This is a genomic window from Curtobacterium citri (assembly GCF_030362955.1).
GTDB classification, from domain to species: domain Bacteria; phylum Actinomycetota; class Actinomycetes; order Actinomycetales; family Microbacteriaceae; genus Curtobacterium; species Curtobacterium citri.
In genome coordinates, this window is record NZ_JAUCML010000003.1 from 203,608 (window position 1) to 230,317 (window position 26,710).

A 26,710-nucleotide genomic window follows, 5' to 3' on the forward strand; every position below is an offset into this window, starting at 1 on the left:
ACCTCACTCCGCGGCGGGGACCTCGGCGAAGCGGTCCACGAGGTCGCGGAGCACGCGCGCGTCGGGCACGTGCGCCTGCCCGGCGACGACGAGGTGGTGCGACCCCGGCAGCGCCTCGGCAAGGGCAGCGGCCGCACCGCGCATCCACTCGGGGTCGCCGTCGCCGGACGCGACGAGCACCGGCACCCCGATCGAGGCGACCACGCGCTCCGGTACGGACAGGCCGTTGAGCACGCGGACGTCCCGCGCCAGGACGTGCGCGTCGGCGAGGAGCGCCCGCCACAGCCCCGGCTTCAGCCGTGCGGCGGCGATGAACGGGATCGGGACGCCGAGCACGCGGGACAGGAACGCGCGGACCGCCTGCGCCCGACGCCCGGCGGCGACGTGACCGTCGAGGAAGTCGGCGAACAGGACGTCGTCGCCGTGCGGGTCGACCGTGGCGCGGTACGGCGGCTCCCAGAGCACGGCCCGACCGAACGGCACGCCGGCCGCGAGCCCGCGGAGCACCACGCCGGCCCCGACGCAGGAGCCGACGGCGTCGACCGGCCCGTCCACCGAGGCCACGACGGCCGCGAGGTCCTCGACCTCACGGTCGATCGACCAGGGCGCGGTGTCGCCGCTCGCGCCACGACCGCGGCGGTCGTACGTGACGACCCGGTAGCCGTCCCGCAGTGCCGCGACGATCTTGTCGACCGCCGGGGTGCCGTGGTGGTCCCACGCGCCGCCGACCACCACGAGCGCCGGACCGGAACCGGTCTCGGAGACCGCGATGGGGGTCCCGTCGGCGGACACCACCGTGCGGTCGACGTGGTCGGGTGCCCCGCCGGAAGGGGGGGTGCTGGTCGGGGTGCGTCGATCGGGGCATGGGTCCTCACGAGGTGGTGCGACGGCGCTGCGTCGGGTCCTCGGGACGGACCGTGCGGGTCGGTACCCCGAGCATGGCAGCCCGGGTCTCGCCCGTCACCACCCGCAATGAGGGGGAGCGCTCCAGCACCCGACCGGCCGACCGGCCGCGGTCACATGGGTCGTGCCGAACGGACCGGTGTCACACGAGTGCGGTGACGCCGACCGACTCCCGCTCGAGGAGCGAGCGCTTCACGTCGAGCCCCCAGGCGAAGCCGCCGAGGGTACCGTCCGAGCGGAGCACCCGGTGGCACGGCACGAAGAGTGCGGGGGCGTTCCGTGCGCAGACGCTCGCCGCCGCCCGCACGGCGTCCGGCCGGGCCATCGCGGCCGCGAGCTCGGTGTACGTCAGGACGGTGCCCGCCGGGACCGCGCGGAGCTGCCGCCAGCCCTCCGTGAAGAGCTCCGTACCGTGCTGCCGGACCGGCACCTGCATCGCGTGCTCGACCTCGCCCGCGTAGTAGGCGTCGACCGCGTCGGCCGCGGCGACCCGCCCCTCGGTGACCCGCTCCGGCCGGTGCCGGACGGCCAACCGCCCGAGCAGCCGCGCGGGGTCGTCGGTCCACCCGGAGGCGAGCACGCGCCCCTCGCCGTCCTCGAGCACCGAGAACGGCCCGTCGGGGGTGTCCAGCGTCTGCAGGGTCGCCGTGTCGGTCCCGGCCGGCCGTCCCGTCGTCGTCGTCGTTGGGGTCATCGTTCGTCCTCCTGGTGGTTCGTCGTGGCTGCCGCCGCCTCGGCCGTCGCGCTCGCGCGGTCGACGATCGGACGCCAGCAGTGCATCGTCAGGTAGCTCCGCCACGGCGCCACCTGCTCCGACCGTAGGGAGAGCTCGCGCACGCCACCGGGCAGCCCGAGTTCCTGTGCACCGTTGCGTACCGCGAGGTCGCTGTGCAGGAAGACGTCGGGGTGGTGCCGCACCCGCAGGGCCACGTAGTCGGCGGTCCAGGGTCCGATGCCCTTCACCGCGAGGAGCCCGGCGCGCAGGTCCGCGAGCGACTGTCCGCCGTCGACGACGAGCGACCCGTCGGCGAGCGCGCCCGCGACGCGCAGGATCGTGTCGACGCGGGCGGCCGGGCCGCGGAGGACCTCGTGCCCGCTGTCGGCGATCACCGTGGCGGTCGGGAAGAGCAGGCCGCCCTCGGCCAGCGCCGGGTCCACCGCCTCGCCCAGCGCCGTCACGAGCCGGGTCTGCGCGGTCCGGGCGGCGGCGACGGAGACCTGTTGGCCGATGAGGGTGCGGAAGACGACCTCGTGCGCGTCGACCGCGCCCGGCAGCCGGATGCCCGGGACGCGGGCGACGGCCGGGGCGAGGACGGGATCGGTGCCGAGGACGGCGTCGACCGCGACCGGATCGGCGTCGAGGTCGAACAGGGCACGCACCCTCGCCACGAGCGTCGGGAGGTCGGAGAGCGTGGTGAGCCGGACGCGGAGGGCGAGTCCGGGGCGCCCCGCGCCCGAACCGGCCGTGCCGGGGACGGGGGCCGAGGCGGTGAAGCGGGCCGGGCCTCCCGGCAGGGTGAGCAGGCGACCGTACGCGGTGACCCGCCCCGTCGCGTCGCGGTCGACGTGCTCGAGCCCGGGCAGGGCGTGGAGCGCGTGCCAGTCGAGCATGCCCTGCAGGTCGAACGGCGGTCGGGCGGGCAGGTGGACGTGCAGCCAGCCGTCGTCGGCGGTCGTCGGCGCGGCCGTCCGTCGGGCACGGAGCTCGGTGGGGGTGAGGGCGAAGACCTCGCGCACCGTGTCGTTGAACTGGCGGACGCTGGTGAACCCCGCGGCGAAGGCGACGTCGGCGACGGGCAGGTCGGACGAGGTCAGGAGCGTGCGCGCCGTCTGGGCGCGGTGGGCGCGGCTGAGGGCCTTCGGTCCGGCACCGAGCTCCTCGGTCAGGATTCGCCCCAGCTGCCGCTCGGAGTAGCCGACGCGTGCGGCGAGGCCGGGCACACCCTCCCGCTCGACGACCCCGTCGAGGACGAGTCGGACGGCGCGGCCGGCGACGTCCTCGCGGAGGTCCCACTCGGGGCTGCCGGGCGACGCCTCGGGCAGGCAGCGCTTGCACGCGCGGAACCCGGCGAGGTGGGCGGCGGCGCTCGTCCGGTAGAACGTCACGCCCTCGGTCCGCGGGGTGCGGGCGGGGCAGCTCGGGCGGCAGTAGATGCCGGTGGAGTGCACGGCGGTGACGAACTGCCCGTCGAAGCGGGCGTCCCGCGAGGCGACGGCGCGGTACCGCTCGGCGTGGAGCGCGGCGCGGTGGGCCTCTGGCGGTGCGGGGTCGGTCACGCGGCCAGCCTGGCACGGGCGACCGACAGGCACTGGCGGGAATCGGACACGGCAGCGGCGGGCGGCGGGCGGGTCGGTCGAGCGGGGGCGGGTGGTGAGCGGGGTCGGTCGGGAGGCGCGACTACCGTGGGCACCGTGACCTCCGTCGACGACGTGGCCGGGCCCGCCGACCTGCCGTACCGCACCGACGTCGAGGTGGTGGTGCTGCTCGTGTCCCCGCGGCACCGCTACGAGGGGCGGCCGGCGGACGGGGCGCTCCCCGCGGACGGGCCGGAGCTGCGCGACCGGGTCGCGGTGCGGGCCGGCCTCGGCATCGTCGGCGACCGGTACTTCGCCGCCCGGGCGCACGTGCACGCCACGGTCACCGTGATCGGTGTGGAGGGCCTCGAGGACGTCGGGCGCGCGCTCGGCACGACGGTCGACCCCGCTGCGACCCGGCGCAACGTGGTCCTCCGCGGCGCCGACGTCGAGGCGCTCCGGGGCGAGCCGTTCTCGCTCCAGGTGCCCCGCGAGGAGCCCGTGCTGTTCCGGGGGTACCGCCCGGCGAACCCGTGCGCGTGGATGGACCACGAGGTGGCTCCCGGCGCCTTCCGGGCGATGCGCGGGCGGGGCGGTGTGCGCTGCGACCCCGAGTCCGACGGCGTGCTCGCCCTCGGTCCCGCGGTCCTGCGGACGGCCCGTCCGGTCGCGCGCTGAGCCCCGCCCCGCTTCCGCTCGCGGTCCCGCGAAACGCAACGTGGGCGGTTCCTCGCAGCGTCATTCCGCTGCGAGGAACCGCCCACGTTGCGTGTTGCGGAGGGGTCGGTGCGTCAGGCGGTGAGCGCCTGCTCGATCGCGTCGACGAAGGCCGGCAGGTCGTCGGGGTTGCGCGAGGTGATCAGGCCGCCGTCGACCTGGACCTCCTGGTCGACCCACTCGGCACCGGCGTTGCGGACGTCGGTCTGCAGCGAGGGGAACGAGGTGATGGTCTTGCCCTGCAGGACACCGGCCTCGATGAGGGTCCACGGGCCGTGGCAGATCGCCGCGACGGGCTTGCCGGCCTCGGCGAACGCCTTGACGAGCGCGACCGCGTCGGAGTCTTGGCGGATGGTGTCCGCGTTGATCGTGCCACCGGGGACCACGAGCGCGTCGTAGTCACCGGCGCCGTCGACACTGCCGATGGTGGTGTCGACGGACACCGACTTGCCCGGGTCCTTGTCGCCGACGAGGGTCTCGATCGAGCCGGACTCCTGACCGGCGACGGTCACGTCCGCGCCGCGCTCACGGAGCTGGTCGGTGGGGACGACGATCTCGTCCTGCTCCACGCCGTAGTTCGTCGCGATGACGAGGATCTTCTTGCCGTCGAGGGCTGCCATGGTCGCTCCTTCTCCGGGCCGGGATCGTCCGGCCGCACCAGCGGTCGAGGGTTCCGACCGCGGACTCCACGGTCGTCGGGTGCGGCTGGAGGTGTTCGCAGTCCGGAGCCGGCGTTCAGCCCCGGATGCGGAAAGCGGATCCTTCGCGCGTGACCTCGAGTCCGTCGTACCCCGCGATGCGCGGCAGCCCCGCGGTGACCGGCGCCTCGAGCGTCCAGACGACGACGGTGGTCGCGCCGGAGGCGACGGCGGCCTCCACCCCGGCGGGGGCGTCCTCGAACGCCAGGCAGCGGTCGGCCGGGACCCCGAGCAGGGCGGCGCCGCGCAGGTACCCCTCGGGGTGCGGCTTGCTGCGCTCGGCGTCCTCCGACGGTACGAGGGCCTCGGGGACGGGCACGCCGGCTGCGATCATCCGCTTCACCGCGAGCTCCCGAGGGGCGCTGGTCACGAGGGCGACGGGCACGCCTGCGTCGACCAGGCGCTGCACGAAGGCCCCGGCGCCCGGCACCTCGACGATCCCCTCGGTGTAGTCGATCTTGGCGGCGATCATCGTGTCGACGATCACGCGCTGCTCGTCGGGCGTCAGGTGCGGCAGGAAGCGCTGCACGGTGTCGATCGTCTGCCGACCGTGCGAGAACCCGAGGATCTCGGCCGGGTCGATGCCGTGCTCGGCGCCGAAGCGGCTCCACGCGGCCTCGACCACGGTGGTCGAGTCGACGAGCGTCCCGTCCATGTCGAACAGGACCCCGGACACCACGACGTCGATCACACGCCCGACCCTAGCCGCCGCGAGACTCGGCCAGGCGGACAAGACTCGGGCCACGCGCCGCGAGTCTCGTCCGCCACGCCGAGGCTCGGCCACGCGAGCCGCACCAGCACGCGCGCCGGCACCTACCGCGCACGCACCCACCGCGTCAGGAGCACCCCGCCGTCGCCGAGCAGCACGTGCACCGGCCGCATCCGCCGGAGCTCCGGCGACGAACCCGTCGCGATCCGTGGTCCCTCGCCGCCCTCGAGCGACGGGTCGATCGTCAGCGTCAGCTCGTCGACCGCGTCCGCCGCGACGAGCGCCCCCAGGAACGACGGCCCGCCCTCGCAGTGGATCCGGTCGAGGCCCCGAGCAGCCAGGGCGTCCCGCACCGCACCCACGTCGACAGCGGCGGGACCGCACTCCACCACGTCGGCGACCGACGCCAGGGCCCGTCCGGACGACGACGCGGCCCCGTCCGCCGAGGTCAGCACGACCGGCCGCACCGGCGCCTCGGTGAACACCCGCGAGGACGCGTCCAGCGACCCGGAGTTCGTGACGATCGCGAACACCGGGTGGTCCGGCATGCCGTGCTCCCGACGCCACGCGACGTCCTCGTCGCGCAGCACCATCGGCCCGTACTCCTCGTCACGCACGGTGCCCGCGGCGACGAGCACCACGTCGGCCACGCGGCGGAGCAGGTCGAACACGCGCAGGTCGTCATCGCCGCCGAGCGATGCGGTGCGACCCGATGCCGAAGCCGAGCCGTCGAGCGTGGCCACGAAGTTCACGCGCAGCCAGGGGCCGTCCGGCACGCCGTCCGTGTAGTGGTCGAGCAGGTCGTCGTCGGACAGGTCCGCGATCGACGGGGGCAGGACGGTCACGTGTTGTGCCTCGCTTCCAGGGGCTCGCGCCAGCCGAGGACGGCCTCGACCATGCGCATCGCGTCGACGCTCTCGACGACGTCGTGCATCCGGACGATCCGGGCCCCGAGCATCGCGCTGACGGTGGCGGCGGCCAGCGACCCGGACAGCCGCGAACCGCGGGGGCGCCCGAGGGACTCCCCCACGAAGTCCTTGTTCGACACCGCGGCGAGCACCGGGTAGCCGAGCGCGACGACCTCGGGCAGCCGCCGGGTCAGCTCGAGCGTGTGCACGGTGTTCTTGTTGAGGTCGTGCCCGGGGTCGACCACGATCCGCGACTCCGGGATGCCCGCGGCGAGCGCCCGGTCCACCCGCTCGCGCAGGAAGTCCACGACCGAGCCGGTCACGTCGTCGTACGTCGGGGGCGTCGGCAGCTCCTGGCGCGGTGGCGCGGTCGAGTGCGTGATGACGATGGTCGCGTCGGAGTCCGCGACCACGGACGCCATCCGCGGGTCAGACAGGCCGGTGGTGTCGTTGACGACGCTGGCGCCGGCGGCGATCGTCACCGCCGCGACCTCGGGCCGGAACGTGTCGACCGAGATCACGACGTCGGACTGCTCGGCGAGCTGTGACACGACCGGCAGGACCCGGTCGATCTCGTCCTCGGCGGACAGCTCCGGGCCGGGCGCGAACTTCACCCCGCCGATGTCGACCCAGTCCGCCCCCTGTTCGGCTGCGCGGACGGCGGCCTCGACGGCGCGGTCGAGCGCGAAGGTGGCGCCCTCGTCGTGGAACGAGTCCGGTGTGCGGTTCACGATCGCCATGACGGCGATGCGGTGGTCGAAGTCGAAGGTGCGCCGACCGATGGTGCGGACCGGGTCGCGCAGGTCCGGCACGACCCAGCCCGGTCGGTCGGCCGAGAGGCTCGGGGTGCGCTGCTCGCTCGTCACGCGTCCGCCCCGTGGTCGGCTGCGTGGTCGTGCCCGGTACCAGCGGCAGCGCCGACGCCCGCCCCGATCAGCGCGATCGCCTCGGCCCGCCCCGCCGCGTCCGCCAGGGTCCCGGTCGCCGCCACGGTGACCGTCGACGACCCGGACTGCCGCTCGCCGCGGGCGGTCACGCACTGGTGGATGGCGTCGAGCACGACGAGCACCCCGGCGGCGTCGAGCCCCTCCGCCACGGCCTCGGCGACCTGCTCCCCCAGGCGCTCCTGCAGCTGCGGCCGCGAGGCGACGGCATCGAGCACGCGCGACAGCGTCCCGAGTCCGATGAGCTGCTGCCCGGGCGCGTACGCCAGGTGCGCGACACCGGTGAAGGGCAGCAGGTGGTGCTCGCACATCGATCGGAACCGCACGTCGCGGACGACGACGAGCTGCCCGCGCTCCCCGTCCTCCGAGTGCACCGCTCCGGACCGGGCGATCGCGGTCGCGTCGACCCCGATGCCGGCGAAGAACTCGACGTAGGAGTCCGCGACCCGGGCCGGCGTGCGCTCGAGCTCGGGGCGGTCCGGGTCCTCACCGACGGCGAGGAGGAGTTCGCGCACGGCGGCTTCGATGCGCACGCGGTCCAGGCGTTCGTTCACGCGACCATCCAACACCGTCGGTCTGGCGGCAGAGCGCGACCACCTGCCGGAGGTGCCGAGGTGCGCCCGGGTGGGCCGCGCCTCCCGGCCGGACGGGTGACCGGCCTACCAGGGCGACGCGCCGCGCTCCCAGCGTTCTGTAAACTCCTTCGGTGAGCGCCCAGCAGACCGACACCCCGCCCCGCAACCGCTTCGCATCCGGCCTCGACCGCTTCTTCTCCATCACGCAGCGCGGATCGAGCATCCCCCGCGAGGTCCGTGGTGGCCTCGTCTCCTTCGTGACGATGGCGTACATCGTCATCCTCAACCCGCTCATCCTCGGCGGGTTCAGCCAGGACCAGGCGCCACAGGACGTCCTCGGCGGCTGGCTGCAGAACGCGCAGGTCGCCGCCGCGACCGGTCTCGTCGCCGGCGTGATGACGATCGCGATGGGCCTCATCGCGAACCTGCCGTTCGGTATCGCCGCGGGCCTCGGGATCAACTCGTTCCTCGCCGTGAGCGTCGTGCACCAGGTGACGTGGGCCGAGGCGATGGGGCTCGTCGTCATCAACGGCGTCGTCATCGTGGTCCTGGCGCTGACCGGCATCCGGACGATGATCTTCACCGCCGTGCCCGCACAGCTCAAGGCCGCCATCACGGTCGGCATCGGTCTGTTCATCGCCTTCATCGGGCTCGTCGACTCCGGCTTCGTGCGGACCACGAAGAACGCCTCGCCGCCGCTGCAGCTCGGCGAGGACGGCTCGATCGCCGCCCTGCCGACCATCGTGTTCCTGATCGGCCTGGTCGTCATCGGGACGCTCATGGCGCGCCGGGTGAAGGGCGCGCTGCTCATCGGCATCGTCGGCACGACGATCGTCGCGATCATCCTGCAGGCGATCTCCCAGGTGCCCACCTCGGTCGACTCCCCCACCGGGTGGAACCTCAACGCCCCGGGGCTGCCGAGCGCGTTCTTCGCGGTCCCCGACCTGTCGCTCGTCGGGCACGCGGACGTCTTCGGTGCGTTCACCCGCATCGGTCCGATCGCCGCGTCGATGCTCGTCTTCACGCTCGTCTTCACGAACTTCTTCGACGCCATGGGCACGATGACCGGTCTCGCGAAGGCCGCCGGCGTCGCGAAGCCCGACGGCACGTTCCCGCGGCTGAAGTCGGCGCTCGTCGTCGAGGGTGCCGGTGCGATCGCCGGCGGCGGTGCCTCGGTGTCGTCGAACACGGTCTTCATCGACTCGGCGTCCGGCATCGGCGAGGGCGCCCGCACGGGCATGGCCTCGGTCGTCACCGGACTGCTGTTCCTGGCGTCGATGTTCCTCACGCCGCTGACCCAGGTCGTCCCGCTCGAGGTCGCGGCCGCCGGGCTCGTCGTCGTCGGTGCGCTCATGGTGGCGCAGGTGAAGGACATCGACTGGACGGACTTCGGCGCAGCGCTGCCGGCGTTCCTGACGATCGTCGTGATGCCGCTGACCTACTCGATCGCGAACGGCATCGGCGCCGGCTTCATCAGCTGGGTGCTCATCAAGCTGCTGTCCGGCCGCGGCCGCGAGGTCTCGTGGCTCCTGTACGTCGTCGCCGCCGGCTTCCTGCTGTACTTCGCGCGCGGGCCCCTGGAGGCGCTGCTCGGCGTCGGGTAGGCACGCGCCTGCCGAGACACCCCTGCATCCGCGAGACGCCCCCGAATCCGGGGGCGTCTCGTGTGCAAGGGGGCGTCTCGCATGCAACGGGGCGTCCTGCCGCCCCGGCCGGGAGGCACGGCGTCAGTCCGACACGTCCGCCGGCTTGGCCTCGTGGCGACGACGGCCCGGGGTGCGCCGGTCCTCCTTCATGCTCGCCTCGAACAGGTGGCGCTTCCCGCCCACGAGCTGGTCGCGGGCGGTCTGCTCGAGCTCCTTCGCGAGGGCGTAGTAGTTGTCGTCGTAGTCCTCGACGATCTGGAACGTCCACCGCCCGTCGATCACGTTGCGCCCCACCAGCTCGGTGTCGATCCGCTCCGCGAGCTCGGTGTGGCCGGCCTTCCGGAGCTGCTCGACGGCGTCGCCGAGGTTCAGGTCGGCGGTGCCGGTGAGCCGGTGGAACCCGTAGAGGAGCCCGCGCGCGTGCTCGAGCACCTCGAGCGCGGCCGACAGCGTGCCGAGGGCCTCGACGGTCGCCTCGGACACCCCCTCGGGCACCACGTGTGCGTCGTCTGGACCCTGGCCGTCGTCGTGTCGCTCGTCAGTCATGCCCCTCGTCTACCGGAGCGTTCCTCGACCCGCTCCGAGCGAGTGCGGGTCCCGGTTCCCCGGCCGATGCGACCCGCGGCCGCTCCATCAGCCGCCAGCTCCCACCGAGCAACGGCGACAGCGTCACCACCGTGTAGACGACGGCGACCACACAGAACGTCGTCGTCACCCCGATGCCGTCCGCCGCGATGCCGCCGAACAGTCCGCCGAGCGGGATCCCCGCCCACGAGCCCGCCGACAACAGCCCGAAGACCCGCGCGCGCATCGCCGCCGGGATCCGCTCCAGCTCCACGGCACCGAGGATCGGGTTGAGCGCGCCCGCGGCGAGCCCGGACACCACGCACGCGCCGAGCACCCAGGGCAGCCCGAGCCCGAGCGCGGGCACGACGAGCGACGGCCCACCGGCGAGGGCGAAGCAGACCACGAAGGTGATCCGTCTCGGGACCCGGTGCGCCACGTACCCGAAGACGAGGGACCCGAGGAATGCGGCACCACCGAAGGTCCCGCTGACGATGCCGAGCGACTGCGCGCCGTCGAGCAACCGGTCCGCGTACAACGGCAGCAGGGCCGTGGACCGCGCCGCGTCGAGCAGGTTCGTGACGAGCACGAGCGCGATGACCAGCCGGAACAGGGGGTCGCGCGCGCAGAAGCGCAGCCCGGCACCGAGGTCCCGCCAGTACCCGGCCGAGGGCTCGACCGGAGTGTCCTCCGTCGCCGGCGCGACCGTGGCACCGCGCAGGGTGAGCACCGCGAGCAGCGCCGCAGCGGTGAACACCGCGGCCGTCACCGCGAGGGCCGGCAGCGGTCCGACCGCCCCGACGAGGAGCCCTGCGGCCGGGGCGCCCAGCAGCACCGAGAAGCGCACCGACGCCTCGAAGTGTCCGACCGCCCGCTCGAGCGGGATCCCGGCCGCATCGGCCAGGCCGGGCAGCAGGACCCGGCGGCCGGACTCCCCCGGGGTGTCGAAGAGCCCGCCGAGGAACACGAGCGCGAGCAGCGCCCAGCTCGGCAGACCGACGGTCCACGCCAGGAGCGGGATCGCGACGAGCGTCACCGCGCTGACGAGGTCCGATGCGACGCTCGACCGCACGAACCCGAAGCGCTCGACGAGGACGCCGCCGAACGCGCCCCCGAGCACGATGGGGACGGTGGCCGCGAACGCTGCGATCCCGACGTCGGTCGCCGACCCGCCGCGGGACAGCACGACGAAGGGCACGGCGATGGTCGTCGCGACGTTGCCCGTCCGCGACACCACCTGGACCGCCAGGAGCGACCGCAGTCGCCAGTGCGCGTTCACGGTCGGGCCGAACGGTAGCTCTGCACGACGGCGGTGACGCGCTCGGACCCGTCGCCCGGCTCGTGGTCGGCGCTGACCGTCTCCCACCGGTCGAGCACGCCCTGCAGTTCCGCGCCGAGGGCCCGCAGCTCGTCGACCGTCAGGCGGAGGGCACGGTCGCTGCTGTTCGAGGCCGCGACCCACTCCCGCCCGAGCGCCGGCACGGCGTCGATGAACGCCGTGTACTCCGCGGCGTACGCCTGCGCGACGGTGTGGTCGAGTGCGGTCGCGGCGAGCATCCGGTCCGGGTCGTCGAACGCGTCGGCGAGGTTCCAGGACGTGTGCTGCGCGACCGCCCGCCACCACCGCTCGCGACGGTCGGTGCCGATCTCCGGGGCGGGCTCGATGAAGCCCGCCTCCGCCAGCCGCCGGCAGTGGTAGCTGATCGTCCCCGGCGCCTCGTCGACCTGGTCGCCGAGCATCGCGGCCGTCTGCGGCCCACCCGTCCGGAGGAGACCCACGAGCCGCAGCCGGGTCGGGTGGGCGAGCGCGCGCATCTGCGCCGCGTCGTCGAGTCGCTGCACGTCCATGCCTCGACCGTAGATGCACAAGACGCGTTGCGCAACAATGCTTGTGGATCTGTCGGGAGGCTCGCCCTGCGTCACCGACGCGCGCTACGGTTCCGACATGGCCGGGTGGATCGCGCTGCTGCGCGGGGCGAACGTGAACGGGATCACGATCCGGAGCGCGGACCTGGCGGCACTGTTCCGCGGTCTCGGGTACGGGGACGTCCGGACGGTGCTCGCGTCCGGCAACGTGGTGTTCACGGCCGACGGCGACGCCGCGAGCATCAAGGGTGCGATCGAGCAGGGCCTGGGTGACCGCTTCGGGTACGACGCGTGGATAGTCCTCGTCCCGCACGGGGCCCTGGCCGCCGTGGTCGACGCCTTCCCGTTCCCCTCGGACGCCGACCGCCACGACTACGTCGTGTTCGGGTCCGACGACACCGTCCTGGACGACCTGGTGGCCGACCTCGCGCTCGACGAGACGGTCGAGCGGGTCGCCCGCGGGGACGGCGTCGTGTACTGGTCGTGCCCGAAGGGCTCGAGCACCGACACCGTCTTCGCGAGACGGGCCGCCGCGGCGCGCTTCAAGCGCACGACGACGACCCGCAACACGAACACCCTCCACAGGCTCCTGTGAGCCGCGGGGCGCGACCTCAGGACTGCGCGGGCTGCCCGTTGCTCGCGGTGGTGCCGCCGTCGACCGGCAGGACCGCACCCGTGATGTAGCTCGCCGCGTCGCTGGCGAGGAAGAGGATCGCCGCGGCGACCTCCTCCGAGCGCCCGCCCCGGCCGAGCGACACCCGCTCGGCGAAGGCGTGCTGCAGTTCCTCGTCCTCGGCCTGCTGCTGTGTCATGTCGGTCCAGATCAGCCCGGGAGCGACCGCGTTCACCCGCACGCCGAACTGCCCGTTGTCGAGAGCGGCGGCCTTCGTGAAGTTCGTCACGCCGCCCTTCGCCGCGTTGTACGGGCTCATCCGCCAGTCGGCGTCCATCCCGGAGACCGACGAGGTGTTCACGACGGAGCCCTTCGTCTCGCGGAGGAACGGCAGCGCGGCCCGCGTGCCGAAGAACACGCTCGACAGGTCGGTGTCGATCACGCGTCGCCACTCGTCGGGTTCGATGTCGGTGATGTCACCGGAGGTGAAGGTGCCGGCGTTGTTCACGAGCACGTCGATCCGGTCCCACCGGTCGACGGCGTCCGAGACGATCGTCTCCCACGCTGCCGGGTCGGCGACGTCGGCCTGCAGCGCGACCGCACGACCGGTCGGCAGGCTGTCCGCGACGGCCCGGACCTTCTCCTCGACGCTGTCGACGAGCAGCACGTCGGCGCCCTCGTCCACGAAGGCGCGGGCGGTGGCCTCGCCGATCCCCGATCCCGCTCCGGTCACGATCGCGACCTTGCCTGTGAAGCGCTCGTCCATGGGTGTCTCCTCTCGTTGCACGGTGTGTACCGCAGGAGACGCCGTCGGCCCGGGGGCACGGGAGACCACGGTGCCCGGTGCCGGCTGGACGCGCGTGGAGCCGGAGGGGGGCAAACGACCCGCACCGGCCGGGAGGCGCGGTGCGGGTCCGACCCGCACCGCGCCTCCCGGCCGGCGTCAGTCCGCGGGCCGTCGTCAGGCCGTCAGGCCGTCGTCTCGTCGACGTCGAAGTCCCGGTCGAGGGAGATCATCGGGATCGACGCCGTGATCACCGACCCGTCCGCCCGCAGCGTGCCCTGGATGTCGCTCGTGGTCGGGGCGTGCCCGGTCATGCGCGGACCGTGGTGCGGCATCGGCACGACGGTGGGTGCACCGGCGGTGATGTCCCACTGCTGGTTGTGCACCCACGCCGAGAAGCCCTCGCCGGTCTCGACCGTGAACGTCATCGTGTCCTCCTCGAGGTCGACGCGGACACGCGAGCCGTGCACCTGGATCCGGTACGTCAGGCGTTCCCAGTCCATCGGCAGCCGCGGGTTGAACGTCATGCGGCCGCCGTGGTCGCGCATGCCGCCGAAGCCGTTGACGAGCGCTCCCCAGATGCCGCCGGTCGACGCGATGTGCACGCCGTCCGAGGTGTTGCCGTGCAGGTCCGCCAGGTCGACGTAGAGCGCGGTGAGGAAGTACTGCGCGGCCAGGTCGTGGTAGCCGACCTCGGCCGCCATGATCGACTGCACGACGGCGGACAGCGTCGAGTCACCCGTCGTGAGCGCGTCGTAGTAGTCGAAGTCGCGGCGCTTCTCGGCCGCCGTGAACTCGTGCCCCTGGAGGAACAGCGCGAGCACGACGTCCGCCTGCTTGAGCACCTGGAACCGGTAGATGACCAGCGGGTGGTAGTGCAGCAGCAGCGGGCGCTTCGAGTCCGGCGTGTTCTCGAGGTCCCAGAGCTCCTTGTCGAGGAACTGGGCGTCCTGCGGGTGGATGCCACGGTGCGGGTCGAAGGGGATCTCCATCGACTCGGCGGCGTGCTCCCAGTCGGTCACCTCGGCGTCGTCGAGCCCGGTGCGCCGGACCATCCGGCCGTACTCCTCCGGGTCGTCGACGGCGAGCTGCCGCGTGGCGTTGACCGCGAACCACAGGTTCGCCCGCGCCATCACGTTCGTGTAGAGGTTGTCGTCGACGACCGTCGTGTACTCGTCCGGGCCGGTGACACCGTCGATGTGGAACTTCTTGTCGCCGTTCGACCGCCAGAAGCCCAGGTCCGACCAGAGCCGCGCGGTCTCGACCAGGATGTCGATCGCGCCGCGCTTCAGGAAGTCGGTGTCCCCGGACGCGCGGACGTACTGCATGAGCGCATGGGCGATGTCCGCGTCGATGTGGTACTGCGCGGTGCCGGCTGCGTAGTACGCGCTCGACTCCTCGCCGTTGATCGTCCGCCACGGGAAGAGCGCACCGCGCTGGTTCAGCTCGCGCGCCCGCGACCGTGCCGAGTCGAGCATGTTGTAGCGGAAGCGCAGGGCGTTCCGGGCGACGATCGGCGCCGTGTACGACAGGAACGGCAGGACGTAGATCTCCATGTCCCAGAAGTAGTGGCCGCCGTAGCCGGAGCCGGTGACGCCCTTCGCGGCGATGCCGTGCCCGTCGGTGCGGGCGGTCGCCTGGGCGAGCATGAAGAGGTTCCAGCGCACGGCCTGCTGGATCGCCGGCTGCCCCGGGATCTCGACGTCGCTGCGGACCCAGTAGTCGTCCATCCACGCGCGCTGCTTCGCGAACGTCTCCTCCACCGTCTCGGCGCGGGCGCGGTCGAGCGTGCGGTCGCAGCGGTCGGCGAGCTCGCGGGCCGGCACGCCGCGGGACGTGTGGTACACCATGTGCTTCACGAGCCGGATCGGGACGCCACGACGGGCCTGGATCCGGTAGACGTGCTTCGCGAGGTCGTCGTCGATCGACGAGGCCTCGTCCCAGTGGTTCTCGGTCTCCAGGTGGTGCTCGACGCCGACGCAGATCGTCATGCCGGAGCTCGACGCCTGGTAGCCGAGCAGGGAACGCCCACCGGTGCTGCGCTTGAGCTTGGGGTCGAGCACGCGCTCGGTGAACGCCTCGGCCTTGCGCGGGTCGAAGGCGTTCGCCGCGGCACGCATGCCGGCGTGGTACTCGTCCTGCACGTCCTGACGGTTCAGGATCTGGCTGGACAGCAGGATCGAGGCGTCCCCGTCGAGCACGGTCACCTCGTAGTCGATGACGGCGAGGTGCCGGTCGGTGAAGGACACCAGGCGGCGCGCGCGGATGAGCACCCGCTTGCCGGACGGCGTCGACCACTCGGTCTCGCGGTAGAGGTACCCGCCGCGGAACTCGAGGCGCCGCGTGTGGCGCAGGATGTCCGCCTCGGCCAGGACGAGGGGCTCGTCGTCGACGTAGAGCCGGATCACCTTGGCGTCCGGCGCGTTGATGATGGTCTGCCCGGTCTTGGCGAAGCCGAAGGCGTCCTCGGCGTGCCGGATCGGCCAGGTCTCGTGGAAGCCGTTGACGTACGTGCCGTACTGCACGCCGCCACGGCCCTCGTCGAGGTTGCCGCGCAGGCCGAGGTACCCGTTGCCGACGGCGAAGTTCGTCTCCGCGACGCCCTGCTCGTCCGGCGTGTACTCGGTCTCGACGAGTGCCCACTCGTCGACCGGGTAGCGGACGCGGTCGAGGGGGTCCGAGGTGATGGGGTTCATGCGGTTCTCTCCGTGGGGAGGGGTGGGTGTCTCGGGGAGGTCAGGCCGGGAGCTGGTCGACGAGCTCGGCGAGGTCGCGCACGACGACGTCGGCACCGTGCTCGCGCAGGGCGTCGGCACCGGCGCCGCGGTCGACGCCGACGACGAGCCCGAAGACACCGTTCCGACCGGCTTCGACCCCGCTCGTGGCGTCCTCGACCACGACGCACTCCGCCGGGGTCAGGTCGAACCGGGCGGCGGCGTCGAGGTAGGTGTCCGGCGCGGGCTTGCCGGCCAGGCCGTCCTGCCGCGCGACGAGCCCGTCGACGACCACGGGGAAGCGGTTGAGGATGCCCGCGGTGCGGAGCACCTGCGTGGCGTTCGCGGAGCTCGACACGACGGCGACCCGCATGCCCGCGTCGATCGCCGCCGTCAGGAACCGCAGCGAACCCGGGTACGGCTCGACGCCGTGCTCGGTCAACTCGGCGGTGAACTCGGCGTTCTTCCGGTTGCCGAGCGCGCAGACGGTGTCGCTGCCCGGGGCGTCGTCGGGCGTGCCCTGCGGCAGGTCGATGCCGCGCGCCTCGAGCAGTGAGCGGACGCCGTCGTACCGCGGCTTGCCGTCGATGTGGTCGAAGTAGTCCTGCTCCGTGTACGGCGCGACGCCGTGCTCGGCCAGGAACGGGGTGAAGAGGCGGCTCCACGCGCGCATGTGGACGTCCGCCGTCGGGGTGAGGACCCCGTCGAGGTCGAACAGGAGCGCTCGCGTGTCGGCGAGTCGCGCTGGGGTGTGCCGGTCCGGCGTCGTCATCGGGGTTCCTCTGCTCGCGGTGGTCGGTTCGGCTCCGGTCGAGTCTAGGACCGCTCCAGCGCGGACGCCCAGGCTCGCCGGGCACCCGTGGAGAACCGTCCACCCGGGAGCCGACCGCGCACGGTGGACCTTCCGGGAGGGCCTGCACCACCACCCGCGGAGCGTCGACCGCGACGGAAGGCACCACCATGAGCACCACCACGACGCACGAGCCCTCCGGCTCGAAGCTCAAGCAGGCGATCACCGGCCCGCTCCTGTTCCTCTTCATCCTCGGCGACGTGCTCGGCGCCGGCATCTACGCCCTGATGGGCACCCTGTCGAAGGACGTCGGCGGGGCGCTCTGGGCACCGCTGGTCCTCGCGCTGCTGCTGGCCCTGCTCACCGCCGGTTCCTACGCCGAGCTCGTGACGAAGTACCCGAAGGCCGGCGGCGCCGCGGTGTTCGCCGAGCGGGCCTACAAGACGCCGATCGTGTCGTTCCTGGTCGGCTTCAGCATGCTGGCCGCCGGCGTGACGAGCGCCGCGGGCCTGTCGCTGGCCTTCGCGGGCGACTACCTCGGCACCTTCGTGGACGTGCCGCCGGTCCCCACCGCGATCGTGTTCCTGGCGCTCGTCGCGTGCCTGAACGCCCGCGGGATCTCGGACTCGCTGCGGAGCAACGTCGTCATGACGATCATCGAGGTGTCCGGTCTCGTGATCGTCATCGTGGTCGTCGCGGTGATGCTCGGCGGCGGTGGCGGCGACGTCGCGCGCATCGGCGCCTTCCCCGCCGAGGCGAACCCCGCGCTGGCCACCCTGAGCGCCGCGATCGTCGCCTACTACTCGTTCGTCGGGTTCGAGACCTCGGCGAACATCGCCGAGGAGGTCCGCGACGTCCGCCGCGTCTACCCCCGCGCGCTGTTCGGGTCCCTCGCCACCGCCGGTGTCGTCTACGTGCTCGTCGCCCTCGCGAGCTCGATCGCCCTGCCGGCGTCGGAGCTGTCCGGGTCGAGCGGTCCGCTCCTGGCCGTGGTGTCGGCCACCGGCGTCCCGGTCCCCGACTGGGTGTTCAGCCTCATCGCCCTGGTCGCCGTGGCGAACGGCGCGCTCCTCACCATGATCATGGCGAGCCGGGTGACCTACGGCATGGCCGAGCAGCGACTGCTGCCCGCCCTGCTCGCGAAGGTCCTGCCGAACCGGAGGACCCCGTGGGTCGCCATCGTCGCCACCACGGTCGTCGCGATGGCCCTCACCCTGGTCGGGGACGTCGGCACGCTCGCCGAGACCGTGGTGCTCCTGCTCCTGTTCGTGTTCATCAGCACGAACATCGCCGTCCTCGTGCTGCGGAAGGACCGGGTCGAGCACGACCACTTCCGGGTGTGGACGTGGGTGCCGGTGCTCGGCGTCGCGTCCTGCGTGCTGCTGCTGACGCAGCAGAGCGGGCAGGTCTGGCTGTACGCGGCGCTGCTGCTCGCCGTCGGCGTGGTGCTGTACTTCGTCGCCCGGGCGACGGGCCGCCGCAGCGGTCGCGACCACGAGGCGGGCCGCATCCACTGAGCGGTCGCGGGACCACCTGACGGACGGGAGGCGCGGTGCCGGCTGGCACCGCGCCTCCCGTCCGTTCGGTCGCGTCAGCGGAGCGTGCGCACCCAGTCATCGATCGCCGCGCTGATCTGCTGGCGAGCGTCCTCGCGCGAGATCGTCGCCATCCGGTCACCCGGCTGGTCGCCGTACGCACCGAAGTCGGCGTGGTTCGCTCCCTCGATCTCGACCATCCGCGCGGTGGACGGGAGCTCGTCACGTGCGGCGGCGACCTTCTCCGGCGTCGACAGGCCGTCACGGGAGCCGGAGACGCTGAGGACCTGGACGTACGAGCGGGCGATGTCGTTCGCGCAGTAGCTGCCGAGCAGCAGCAGCCCGTCGGCGTCCTGGGCGAGCTGGCACGCGCGGACCCCGCCGAGCGAGTGCCCGCCGACGGCCCAGGTCGTTACATCGGGGGCGTGCGCCTCGAACGTCGCCAGCGGACGGGTGTCGAAGAACGCGAGGTTGAGCGTCGGCTTCGTGATGACGACCGTCGTGCCGCTCGCGACCACCTGCCGGAACGTCGCCAGGTACGCGTACGGGTCGACCTTCGCACCGGGGATGAACACGATCCCGGTGCCGTCGGCGGTCCCGGTCGGGGTCATCACGACGCTGTCGCCGGCGTCGCGGACGGCCACGCGGTCGTCGCGCCAGACCTGGAGCGCGGCGCTCCGGGTGCCCTGCATGACGATGTTCGCGTACACCAGGAACACGAGCGCGAGCAGCACCACGACGGCGACGACCCAGGCGGTCCAGCGGAGTGCACGGTTCACGGTCGGTCCTCCTCGTCCGGACGGTCCCCTTCCGGCCGACGGGCCGTCACGGTCAGCCAGCGCTCCTCGGCGCCGGGGCGGGTGGTCTCGCGCACGTCGACGGCTGCCCACCCGGCGCTCGTGACGGCAGCGGCGAGGGCGTCCTCGTCCCAGTACGTGAACCACCGAGGGTCGTCGAGCCCGCGATCGCTCCAGCCGTCGCCGTCGCCCCGCTTCACGGTCGCCGCGAGGATCCCGCCGGGCCGGACCGCGTCTCGTGCGCGCTCGAGCACGGCACCGGTGTCCGACCGCGGGACGTGCAGCAGGACGGCGTTCGCGAAGACGGCGTCGTACGGGCCGCCCCAGCCGTCACGGCGGACGTCGAGCACGCGGGCGTCGTGTCCAGCCGAGCGGAGGCGGTCCACGAACGCGACGCTGCCGTCGGTGCGGTCGACGCGCAGGCCCGCCGACTCGAGTGCGTCGGCGTCACGCCCGGGGCCGGAGCCGAGCTCCAGGACGCGGGCGCAGGCGGGCACGAGGGCGAGCAGGTCGTCGACCAGCCCCGCGCGGTGGTCGTCGGTCCGATCCGTGTAGCGGTCGGCGCCGCGCTCGTAGGCCAGGAGCGTGCGCTCGGCGGTGAGGTCGCGGCGCATGACCGTCTCGTACCGACCGTCCGGCAGCCGGTCGCCGAGGGTGCCCGTCGCGGTGAACCCGATGCGCTCGTAGGCTCGACGGGCGCGGTCGTTGTCGGGCATCACGGACAGCTCGAGCTGCTCCACACCCTGCGCGGTGAGCGACCGGGCGATCGCGTCCACCAGGAGTGCGACGGTCCCCCGGCCACGTGCGTCCGGGGCGACCCACATCGAGACGAGCTCGGCGAGTGCTGGGTCGTCCGCGTCCGGGACCCCGCTCGCCATCCCCACGACGTCGTCGTCCTCGACCGCGAGCAGGTCGACCGCTCCCGGCAGCGACAGCCGTGTGCGCCACCGGTGCTCCGGCGCGTCCTGCCAGTCGCCGAGGCGGGAGCCGAACGCCTGTGGGGCGTCGGCCAGGGCGGCGAGGCGGACCGGGCGCCAGACGGCCCAGTCCTCGGCGGTCACCCGGCGCAGCTCGATCGTCACGGATCGACGGTACCGCCCGGCCCTGTCCGGAGGACGCGGGCGGCACCGGCGGTGTCCGAGGTCAGGAAGACGGCGTGAGGTCGTACATCGTGACGCCGTCGACCGTCGTTGCCTCGAAGTGGCCGGCGACCCATTCGGCGATCTGCTCGGCTGCGTCGCTCCCGCTGCTGCTGCCCGCACCCGACTGCGCGCCACCGATGAACCAGTGGATCTTCCCCGCGGCGACCAGGGCCCGGAACGCCGCCAGGGTCGGGGCCGGGTCGGTGCCGTTGTAGCCGCCGATCGCCATCACCGGGTCTCCGGTGGCGAGCTGGTACGCGGCGGCGCTGTTCGACCCGACGGTCGCCGCAGCCCACGTGAAGGCGTCGGCGTCCGTGGTGAGCGCGGCCACGACCTGGTCCGAGACCTCGGTGGAACCCCCGAGGAGGTTCATGCCGCCGCCGCCACCACCACCGCCAGCAACCGGTCCGACGCCTCGGCCGTTCGTCGCCTGGCCGGGTGCACCCTGCCCACCGGGACCCGCCTGCCCTGCCTGTCCGCCGGGCCCGCCCTGTCCGCCGGGGCCGCCCTGGGCGCCCTGACCACCGGGCATGCCACCGCGACCGCCGCCGGACCCACTCGTCGTGACGCTCGGGCCGGCCGTCGGCAGCGCCCCCGTGTGCCCGACCGTGGTGGTCTGCACCGAGAACGCCGTGGGCCCGAGCAGCGCCGCGACGAGCACCGCGGCCACCGTTGCCCCAGAGAGCCCCCGGCCACGCGGCGGCAGCAGGACGAGCACCGCTCCGACGATCGTCGTCGCCAGGACGACCCAGCGGATCCACGGCTGCCACGACGATGCCTGGGACAGCAGCGCGAACGACCACCCACCGGAGAGCGCGACCACGCCGGCGGTGACGGTGCGCCAGGCGAACACCTCGCGTCGTTGCCACAGGAGCCCGGCGCCGATGCCGACCAGCCCGGCGACGTAGGGCGCGAGCGCCACCGTGTAGTACGGGTGGAAGATCCCGCCCATGAAGCTGAACACCAGGCCGGTGACGAGCAGCGAGCCGCCGAGCACCAGGACCGTGGCCAGCCGCGGGTCACGCCGCCGACGCACCCCGACGGCGACGAGCGCCACGACGAGCAGCACGAGCGCGGTCGGCAGCAGCCACGTCACCTGCGTGCCGAACTCCGAGCCGAACAGCCGCGTCAGCCCGGTCGAGCCCCACGATCCCGCACCGGTCGTCCCGCCGGGCACCACGCTGCCGGTCTCGTCGCCGGTGACCCGGCCGAGGCCGTTGTAGCCGAAGGTGAGCTCCAGGAAGCTGTTCGTCTGCGAACCGCCGACGTACGGCCGCGCCGAGGCCGGCACGAGCTCGACGATCGCGACCCACCACCCGGCGGAGAGCACCACGGCGAGCGCCGCGGCGAGCAGGTGCCCGACCCGTCGGAGCACCGGTCGGGGCGACGCGACGAGGTACACGCCGACCAGGGGCGGCAGCACGAGGAACGCCTGCAGCTGCTTCGTCAGGAAGCCGAGCCCGACGAGCACCCCCGCCCAGACGACCCAGCGCATCCGACCGGACTCGATGCCGCGGAGCGTCAGGGCGATCGCGCCGACCGTCAGCAGGACGAGGAGCGCGTCCGGGTTGTCGTAGCGGAACATCAGGGTCGCCACCGGGGTGGTCGCGAGGACCGCACCGGCGACGAGCGCGGCTCCGGCGGAGAAGCGCCGCCGGACGATCCGGTACAGGACCGCCACCGACGCCACGCCCATGACCGCCTGCGGTACGAGGATCGACCACGAGTTCAGCCCGAACAGGCGGACGGAGATGCCGATCACCCAGAGGAACGCCGGCGGCTTGTCGACCGTGATGGCGTTCGCGGCGTCGGACGAGCCGTAGAAGAACGCCTCCCAGCTCTGGCTGCCCGCCTGCACAGCCGCGGAGTAGAAGGCGTTGGCCCAGCCGTTGACGCCGAGGTTCACGACGTACAGCACGCCGGTCACCAGCAGCAGGCCGAGGAACGCGGGGCGCTCCCACCGCGCGGCGTCCGCACGACCGCGGACCAGCCCCGCCAGGCGCTCGCGGAGGGCACGTGGCCCCGGGGTCGGTGGCGGCAGGAGGCGCGGGCGCTCGGCGGGGATCGTCTCGGTCATGCCCCCGAGCGTGCGACCCCCACGTGCGCGGATCGTCGGCGCAGCCTTGGACGGCCCTAAGGGACGAGCGACCGGCTCCAGGCGACCTCGCGCGCGAGCTGGCCGGTGGAGCGGAACAGCTCGACCTGGGCCGTCCCGGCGAGGACCGTCGCGAGCTCCTGCCGGTCCGCGGCGACGAAGCCGAGACCCTGCCAGAAGGGGCCGGACCGCCGGCTGAACAGCCAGGCCCGCCGTGCGCCGGCAGCCGACGCCTCGGTCATCGCGAACCGGGCGAGCGCCGCCCCGCGGCCCGAGCCGCGCAGCGTCGGTCCGACGGCCACGCTGCGGAGGAGGACGTGCCTCCCGTCCGGCCCGGTCTCGTAGCCCGTGGTGCCGACGACGGTGCCGGCCGCATCACGGACCGTCCAGAGACGGACGCCCGGATCGGACAGGCCCGCGACCGTCAGGTCGCACGCCGACAGGAAGGCGTGCACCTCGTCGACGTCCTCCGGCCCGACGCGGACCGGCGTCGGCTCAGCGAGCCGCACGGACCGGCGCGCCGGACGCGTGCGACAGCGGCCAGCGGCGGTCGAGCCGCGGGCCCATCACGGTGTCGAGCAGGAACCGACCGACCGGGTACCGGACGGCCCAGTAGGCCCCCACGAGCAGGAACACCAGCGCCGACCACACGTGCAGGACGAGGAGCACCACGGTGACGATGCCGAACAGCACACCGAGGGCCGTGGACATCGACCAGAAGCCGGCGGCGAACCGGTCGCGCGCCGCCTGGTCGGACGCTGCGGCCGCCGCCGCTGCCTCCGTCCGCTCGTCGAGACCGCGGACCCCCGCGTCGAGCGCGGCACCGTCCTCCGCCGCGAAGAGCTCGCGCACCGGCACGTCCAGCGCCCGGGCGATCGCCGACAGCGTCTCGAGGCTCGCCTCGTTGCCCCGCTCGAGCCGTTGCACGGTCCGGACGGCGATCCCGCTCGTCTCGGCCAGTCGTTCCTGGGTCCAGCCCCGCTCGCGTCGGAGGGTGGCGATCCGCATCTCGTTCATGGTGCCGAGCCTAGGAACGCCAGGCACGACAGCACCACGACACGGACACGACAGGCTCCCGACACCTCCCCGACAGCAGGCTCACGCGCCGTTCGGGGCGAACCGGTACCCCATCCCCGACTCGGTCACCAGGTACCGCGGGTGCGACGGTTCCGGCTCGAGCTTCCGTCGCAGCTGCGCCATGTACAGCCGGAGGTACCCGGAGTCGTTGCCGTGCGTCGGGCCCCACACCTCGGTGAGGAGCATCTCGCGCGTCATGAGCCGCCCCGGGTTCGTCACGAGGACCTCGAGCAGTCGCCACTCCGTCGGGGTGAGCCGGATCGCGGGCCCGGTCGGCGGCGTGACCTGCTTCGCGACGAGGTCCACCACGAGGTCCCCGATCGTGACGGTCGGGGTCGCGCCGGCGGTGGCCGCCGCGGTCGCCTGCCGTCGCCCGAGGGCCCGGAGCCGGGCGAGCAGCTCGTCCATCTGGAACGGCTTCGTCACGTAGTCGTCGGCACCGGCGTCGAGCGCGTCGACCTTGTCCGACGAGTCGGTCCGGCCGGAGAGCACGAGCACCGGCACCTGCGACCATGCGCGGATGCCCTCGAGCACCCCGATCCCGTCGAGCCGGGGCATGCCGAGGTCGAGCAGCACGATGTCGGGCCGCTCGGTGATCACGGCGTCGATGGCGGCCCGGCCGTCCCGCGCGGTCGCGACGTCGTACCCACGGGCGGACAGCGTGACGGAGAGCGCCCGGACGAGCTGCGCGTCGTCGTCGGCGATGAGGACCTTCGTGCTCACTTGACATCCACTCCCAGGTGTCCGGCGATCGGCAACCGCACGACGACGGTCAGGCCGCCGCCGGGGGTGTCGTCGACCTCGATCGTGCCGCCCATGCCCTCGGTGAACCCGCGGGCCAGGGCGAGTCCCAGGCCGAGGCCGGTGTCGTTGTCGGTGTCCCCGAGTCGCTGGAACGGCTGGAACACATCGCCCCGCCGGTCCTCCGGGATGCCGGGCCCGTGGTCGGCGACGCGGAGCTCCACACCGCCGCCGAAGGCGCTCGCCGCGACGCGGACCCGGGTGCCCTCGGGGGCGTAACGGCTCGCGTTGGCGAGCAGGTTCACCACCACGCGCTGCAGCAGGCCGGGGTCCGCGAGGACGGGCGGCAGGTCCCCGGGCAGGTCGAGGTCCACGTCGTCCGGGCCGAGCTCGAGCTCGTCGAGCGCGGGGGCGACGACCGTCTCGAGCGCGGTCGGCAGCGGGGTCACGGCGAGCACCCCGGCCTGCACGCGGCTGACGTCGAGCAGGTCGGCCAGCAGCACCGCCAGCTGACGGAGGCTCTCGTCGGCGGTGGTGAGCAGCGCCTCCCGGTCGGCGGCCGACAGCTGGATGTCGGCGGCGTGCAGCGTCTGCACGGCGGCCGAGGCGGCCGCGATCGGCCGCCGCACGTCGTGGCCGACGGCCGCGAGGATCGCGCTGCGGACACGGTCCGCGGCCGCGATGCGCTCCGCGTCGACCGCGGTGCGGGTGAGCCGACGGTGCTCGACGGCGGCGTCGAGCTGCTGCTCCACGACGCGCAGCAACCGGCGCTGGGTCGGGTCGTCGGGTGCGCCCGCGAACTCCAGGACGGCGCCGGACGGGAGGCCCGTGGTGGCGTCCGGCTCCCCCGCGAACGTCCCCGACGTGGCCGGGACCTCGTCTCCCTGCCGGATCCGCACGCCGGTGAACCCGAAGGCCTCGCGCGTGCGGTCGAGCAGCGCCTGCAGGGCGTCGTCGCCGCGGAGGACGCTGCCGGCGATGCCGACGAGGAGCCCCGACTCGGCCGCCGCCCGACGTGCCGTTCGGCTGCGGCGGGCGGACCGGTCGACCACGAAGCTGACGAGGACGGCGCTGATCACGTACATCACGAGGGCCACGAGGTGCCACGGCTGCTGGACGGTGACCATGTAGAGGGGTTGCACGAAGAAGTAGTCGAGGCTCAGCCCGGACAGCACCGCGGTGAAGACCGCCGGCCACATCCCGCCCGTGAGCGCGACGACGAGCACGAGCAGCTGGTACGCGAGCACGTCGACCGTGATGGCGTCCGGGTCGTTGCCGAAGGACAGCAGCCAGGTCAGGAGCGGACCGAGCACGAGCGACACGGCGAACGCCGCCACGATCCGCCCTCGGGACAGGCTGCCGCCGAGCTTCGGCAGCGCGAACCCGCCGCCGGCCCGCTCGTGCGTGACGACGTGGACGTCGATGTCGCCGGACTCGCGGACGACCGTGTTGCCGATCCCGGGCCCGGTCATCGCCGCGGCCAGACGGCTCCGACGACTGACGCCGATGACGATCTGCGTGGCGTCGACCGACCGCGCGAAGCGCACGAGCGTCGACGGCACGTCGTCGCCGACCACCTGGTGGTAGGTGCCGCCGAGCTGCTCGAGCAGGGTGCGCTGCTTGCCGAGGGCCCCCGGGTGCCGTTCGCGCAGCCCGTCGTTCGTCGTGACGTGGACCGCGGCGAGCTCGCCGCCGGCGCTCCGTGCGGCGATGCGGGCACCGCGGCGCAGGAGCGTCTCGCCCTCCGGACCGCCGGTGAGCGCGACGAGGACCCGCTCGCGGGTCTCCCAGCGGTGGTCGATGCCGTGCTCGGCGCGGTAGGCCTTCAGGGCGTCGTCGACCTCGTCGGCGAGCCAGAGCAGGGCGATCTCGCGCAGGGCGGTGAGGTTTCCGAGGCGGAAGTAGTTCGACAGCGCGGCGTCGATGCGGGCGGCCGGGTAGACGAGGCCGTCGGAGAGTCGTTCGCGCAGGGACGCCGGGGACAGGTCGACGACCTCGATCTGGTCGGCGGCGCGCACCACGGCGTCCGGCACGGTCTCCCGCTGCACGGTGCCGGTGATCTCGCGGACGACGTCGCCGAGGGACTGCATGTGCTGGATGTTCACGGTCGAGATGACGCTGATGCCGGCCGCGAGGAGCGCCTCCACGTCCTGCCAGCGCTTCTCGTTCGGGCTGCCGGGCGCGTTCGTGTGGGCGAGTTCGTCGACCAGGGCCACGTCGGGCGCCCGGGCGACCACGGCGTCGAGGTCCATGTCGTCGAGGGCCACCCCGCGGTGCTCGACGACCCGACGGGGGACGACCTCCAGGCCGTCGACGAGCGCGGCCGTGGCGGCACGGTCGTGGGTCTCGACGACGGCGACCACGACGTCGCGGCCCTCGGACCGGAGCCGGTGGCCCTCCTCGAGCATCGTGAACGTCTTGCCGACGCCGGGGGCCGCGCCGAGCAGGACCCGCAGTTTGCCTCGCTTCACGGGCTCATCCTCTCGCTGTTCGCTGCTGGTGCGGTGGTGGGTGGCCGGGGTCGTCCGTGGTGCGGGGCGGCCTCGCACAACCGGAAGCACGTCGCGCCACGCGGTTCCGTGGTTCGAGGTGCTTCC

General features: G+C 73.3%; 25 protein-coding genes. 4 read left to right on the plus strand and 21 right to left on the minus strand.

Features of this window, described 5'->3' with window-relative positions; translation table 11 throughout:
* Window positions 1–3: 3 nt before the first annotated feature.
* The 3 genes from QUG92_RS05805 to QUG92_RS05815 form a co-directional block, all read right to left on the minus strand.
* Window positions 4–792, minus strand: coding sequence for an alpha/beta fold hydrolase (locus QUG92_RS05805; protein ID WP_289458024.1), 789 nt, complete (start codon window positions 790–792; stop codon window positions 4–6).
* Between the two features lie 253 nt (window positions 793–1,045).
* Window positions 1,046–1,597, minus strand: coding sequence for a methylated-DNA--[protein]-cysteine S-methyltransferase (locus QUG92_RS05810; RefSeq protein WP_289458025.1), 552 nt, complete (start codon window positions 1,595–1,597; stop codon window positions 1,046–1,048).
* Entirely contained in the window at window positions 1,594–3,180 is a 1,587-nt protein-coding gene (locus QUG92_RS05815) for a DNA-3-methyladenine glycosylase 2 family protein (RefSeq protein WP_289458026.1), read from the minus strand. Before QUG92_RS05815 ends, QUG92_RS05810 begins: the two co-directional genes overlap by 4 nt.
* Window positions 3,181–3,315: 135 nt before the next feature.
* On the opposite strand from QUG92_RS05815, the gene QUG92_RS05820 reads away from it, so the two are divergent.
* A complete protein-coding gene (locus QUG92_RS05820) occupies window positions 3,316–3,876 on the plus strand; it encodes a molybdenum cofactor biosysynthesis protein (protein WP_289458027.1) in 561 nt (186 codons plus the stop codon).
* A 113-nt stretch (window positions 3,877–3,989) separates the two neighbouring features.
* Here QUG92_RS05820 and QUG92_RS05825 read toward each other — a convergent pair whose 3' ends face one another.
* The 5 genes from QUG92_RS05825 to folE form a co-directional block, all read right to left on the minus strand.
* Window positions 3,990–4,535 (minus strand): type 1 glutamine amidotransferase domain-containing protein, encoded by a 546-nt coding sequence (locus tag QUG92_RS05825; protein WP_182045323.1) that lies wholly within the window; start codon window positions 4,533–4,535, stop codon window positions 3,990–3,992.
* A 115-nt stretch (window positions 4,536–4,650) separates the two neighbouring features.
* Entirely contained in the window at window positions 4,651–5,304 is a 654-nt protein-coding gene (locus tag QUG92_RS05830; RefSeq protein ID WP_289458029.1) for an HAD-IA family hydrolase, read from the minus strand.
* A 122-nt stretch (window positions 5,305–5,426) separates the two neighbouring features.
* The gene (locus tag QUG92_RS05835; RefSeq protein WP_182045321.1) at window positions 5,427–6,167 is read right to left on the minus strand and encodes a pyrimidine reductase family protein; all 741 of its coding nucleotides are present in this window, start codon (window positions 6,165–6,167) and stop codon (window positions 5,427–5,429) included.
* Window positions 6,164–7,096: a dihydropteroate synthase gene (gene folP, locus QUG92_RS05840; RefSeq protein WP_289458030.1), complete on the minus strand. Its 933-nt coding sequence runs from the start codon at window positions 7,094–7,096 to the stop codon at window positions 6,164–6,166. The genes QUG92_RS05835 and folP overlap by 4 nt, the downstream gene beginning before the upstream one ends.
* Window positions 7,093–7,728 (minus strand): GTP cyclohydrolase I, encoded by a 636-nt coding sequence (gene folE, locus QUG92_RS05845; protein ID WP_289458031.1) that lies wholly within the window; start codon window positions 7,726–7,728, stop codon window positions 7,093–7,095. The genes folP and folE overlap by 4 nt, the downstream gene beginning before the upstream one ends.
* Window positions 7,729–7,880: 152 nt before the next feature.
* Here folE and QUG92_RS05850 point away from each other — a divergent pair, with 152 nt between their 5' ends.
* On the plus strand, window positions 7,881–9,353 hold the full coding sequence (locus QUG92_RS05850; protein WP_289458032.1) for an NCS2 family permease: 1,473 nt from the start codon (window positions 7,881–7,883) through the stop codon (window positions 9,351–9,353).
* Between the two features lie 123 nt (window positions 9,354–9,476).
* Here QUG92_RS05850 and QUG92_RS05855 read toward each other — a convergent pair whose 3' ends face one another.
* Genes QUG92_RS05855 through QUG92_RS05865 form a run of 3 tightly spaced genes read right to left on the minus strand, consistent with a single transcriptional unit; the run spans window position 9,477 to window position 11,807 of the window.
* Complete coding sequence (locus QUG92_RS05855) at window positions 9,477–9,941, minus strand: hypothetical protein (RefSeq protein WP_182045318.1); 465 nt, start codon at window positions 9,939–9,941, stop codon at window positions 9,477–9,479.
* Entirely contained in the window at window positions 9,934–11,238 is a 1,305-nt protein-coding gene (locus QUG92_RS05860; protein WP_289458033.1) for an MFS transporter, read from the minus strand. The genes QUG92_RS05855 and QUG92_RS05860 overlap by 8 nt, the downstream gene beginning before the upstream one ends.
* The gene (locus QUG92_RS05865; RefSeq protein WP_289458034.1) at window positions 11,235–11,807 is read right to left on the minus strand and encodes an ArsR/SmtB family transcription factor; all 573 of its coding nucleotides are present in this window, start codon (window positions 11,805–11,807) and stop codon (window positions 11,235–11,237) included. Before QUG92_RS05865 ends, QUG92_RS05860 begins: the two co-directional genes overlap by 4 nt.
* 97 nt (window positions 11,808–11,904) lie before the next feature.
* Here QUG92_RS05865 and QUG92_RS05870 point away from each other — a divergent pair, with 97 nt between their 5' ends.
* A complete protein-coding gene (locus tag QUG92_RS05870) occupies window positions 11,905–12,420 on the plus strand; it encodes a DUF1697 domain-containing protein (RefSeq protein WP_289458035.1) in 516 nt (171 codons plus the stop codon).
* A gap of 16 nt (window positions 12,421–12,436) precedes the next feature.
* On the opposite strand, the gene budC is transcribed toward QUG92_RS05870, so the two are convergent.
* The 3 genes from budC to QUG92_RS05885 form a co-directional block, all read right to left on the minus strand.
* Window positions 12,437–13,204, minus strand: a complete 768-nt coding sequence (budC, locus tag QUG92_RS05875; protein WP_289458036.1) for a meso-2,3-butanediol dehydrogenase — start codon at window positions 13,202–13,204, stop codon at window positions 12,437–12,439.
* Between the two features lie 203 nt (window positions 13,205–13,407).
* Window positions 13,408–15,918, minus strand: a complete 2,511-nt coding sequence (locus tag QUG92_RS05880; RefSeq protein WP_182045313.1) for a glycoside hydrolase family 65 protein — start codon at window positions 15,916–15,918, stop codon at window positions 13,408–13,410.
* A gap of 40 nt (window positions 15,919–15,958) precedes the next feature.
* Window positions 15,959–16,708: an HAD family hydrolase gene (locus tag QUG92_RS05885; protein ID WP_289458039.1), complete on the minus strand. Its 750-nt coding sequence runs from the start codon at window positions 16,706–16,708 to the stop codon at window positions 15,959–15,961.
* Window positions 16,709–16,896: 188 nt separating this feature from the next.
* Here QUG92_RS05885 and QUG92_RS05890 point away from each other — a divergent pair, with 188 nt between their 5' ends.
* Window positions 16,897–18,243 (plus strand): APC family permease, encoded by a 1,347-nt coding sequence (locus tag QUG92_RS05890; RefSeq protein WP_289458041.1) that lies wholly within the window; start codon window positions 16,897–16,899, stop codon window positions 18,241–18,243.
* 74 nt (window positions 18,244–18,317) lie between these two features.
* Here the strand turns inward: QUG92_RS05890 and QUG92_RS05895 are convergent, their stop codons facing one another.
* From QUG92_RS05895 to QUG92_RS05925, 7 genes are all read right to left on the minus strand, one after another.
* Window positions 18,318–19,040 (minus strand): alpha/beta hydrolase, encoded by a 723-nt coding sequence (locus QUG92_RS05895; RefSeq protein WP_289458043.1) that lies wholly within the window; start codon window positions 19,038–19,040, stop codon window positions 18,318–18,320.
* Window positions 19,037–20,140: a GNAT family N-acetyltransferase gene (locus QUG92_RS05900; protein ID WP_289458044.1), complete on the minus strand. Its 1,104-nt coding sequence runs from the start codon at window positions 20,138–20,140 to the stop codon at window positions 19,037–19,039. The genes QUG92_RS05895 and QUG92_RS05900 overlap by 4 nt, the downstream gene beginning before the upstream one ends.
* Before the next feature lie 61 nt (window positions 20,141–20,201).
* On the minus strand, window positions 20,202–22,277 hold the full coding sequence (locus QUG92_RS05905; protein WP_289458045.1) for a glycosyltransferase family 39 protein: 2,076 nt from the start codon (window positions 22,275–22,277) through the stop codon (window positions 20,202–20,204).
* A 56-nt stretch (window positions 22,278–22,333) separates the two neighbouring features.
* Entirely contained in the window at window positions 22,334–22,804 is a 471-nt protein-coding gene (locus QUG92_RS05910; protein WP_289458046.1) for a GNAT family N-acetyltransferase, read from the minus strand.
* A complete protein-coding gene (locus QUG92_RS05915) occupies window positions 22,791–23,312 on the minus strand; it encodes a helix-turn-helix domain-containing protein (protein WP_289458047.1) in 522 nt (173 codons plus the stop codon). The genes QUG92_RS05910 and QUG92_RS05915 overlap by 14 nt, the downstream gene beginning before the upstream one ends.
* 81 nt (window positions 23,313–23,393) lie before the next feature.
* Window positions 23,394–24,095, minus strand: coding sequence for a response regulator (locus QUG92_RS05920; RefSeq protein WP_182045305.1), 702 nt, complete (start codon window positions 24,093–24,095; stop codon window positions 23,394–23,396).
* On the minus strand, window positions 24,092–26,584 hold the full coding sequence (locus tag QUG92_RS05925; RefSeq protein WP_182045304.1) for an ATP-binding protein: 2,493 nt from the start codon (window positions 26,582–26,584) through the stop codon (window positions 24,092–24,094). The genes QUG92_RS05920 and QUG92_RS05925 overlap by 4 nt, the downstream gene beginning before the upstream one ends.
* Window positions 26,585–26,710: the final 126 nt, after the last annotated feature.

Bases quoted from the DNA above. Each gene is read 5' to 3' on its own strand.
- QUG92_RS05810 (WP_289458025.1), bottom strand. From the start codon at position 1,597: ATGACCCCAACGACGACGACGACGGGACGGCCGGCCGGGACCGACACG.
- QUG92_RS05825 (WP_182045323.1), bottom strand. From the start codon at position 4,535: ATGGCAGCCCTCGACGGCAAGAAGATCCTCGTCATCGCGACGAACTAC.
- QUG92_RS05855 (WP_182045318.1), bottom strand. From the start codon at position 9,941: ATGACTGACGAGCGACACGACGACGGCCAGGGTCCAGACGACGCACAC.
- QUG92_RS05865 (WP_289458034.1), bottom strand. From the start codon at position 11,807: ATGGACGTGCAGCGACTCGACGACGCGGCGCAGATGCGCGCGCTCGCC.
- QUG92_RS05870 (WP_289458035.1), top strand. From the start codon at position 11,905: ATGGCCGGGTGGATCGCGCTGCTGCGCGGGGCGAACGTGAACGGGATC.
- budC (WP_289458036.1), bottom strand. From the start codon at position 13,204: ATGGACGAGCGCTTCACAGGCAAGGTCGCGATCGTGACCGGAGCGGGA.
- QUG92_RS05880 (WP_182045313.1), bottom strand. From the start codon at position 15,918: ATGAACCCCATCACCTCGGACCCCCTCGACCGCGTCCGCTACCCGGTC.
- QUG92_RS05885 (WP_289458039.1), bottom strand. From the start codon at position 16,708: ATGACGACGCCGGACCGGCACACCCCAGCGCGACTCGCCGACACGCGA.
- QUG92_RS05890 (WP_289458041.1), top strand. From the start codon at position 16,897: ATGAGCACCACCACGACGCACGAGCCCTCCGGCTCGAAGCTCAAGCAG.
- QUG92_RS05905 (WP_289458045.1), bottom strand. From the start codon at position 22,277: ATGACCGAGACGATCCCCGCCGAGCGCCCGCGCCTCCTGCCGCCACCG.
- QUG92_RS05915 (WP_289458047.1), bottom strand. From the start codon at position 23,312: ATGAACGAGATGCGGATCGCCACCCTCCGACGCGAGCGGGGCTGGACC.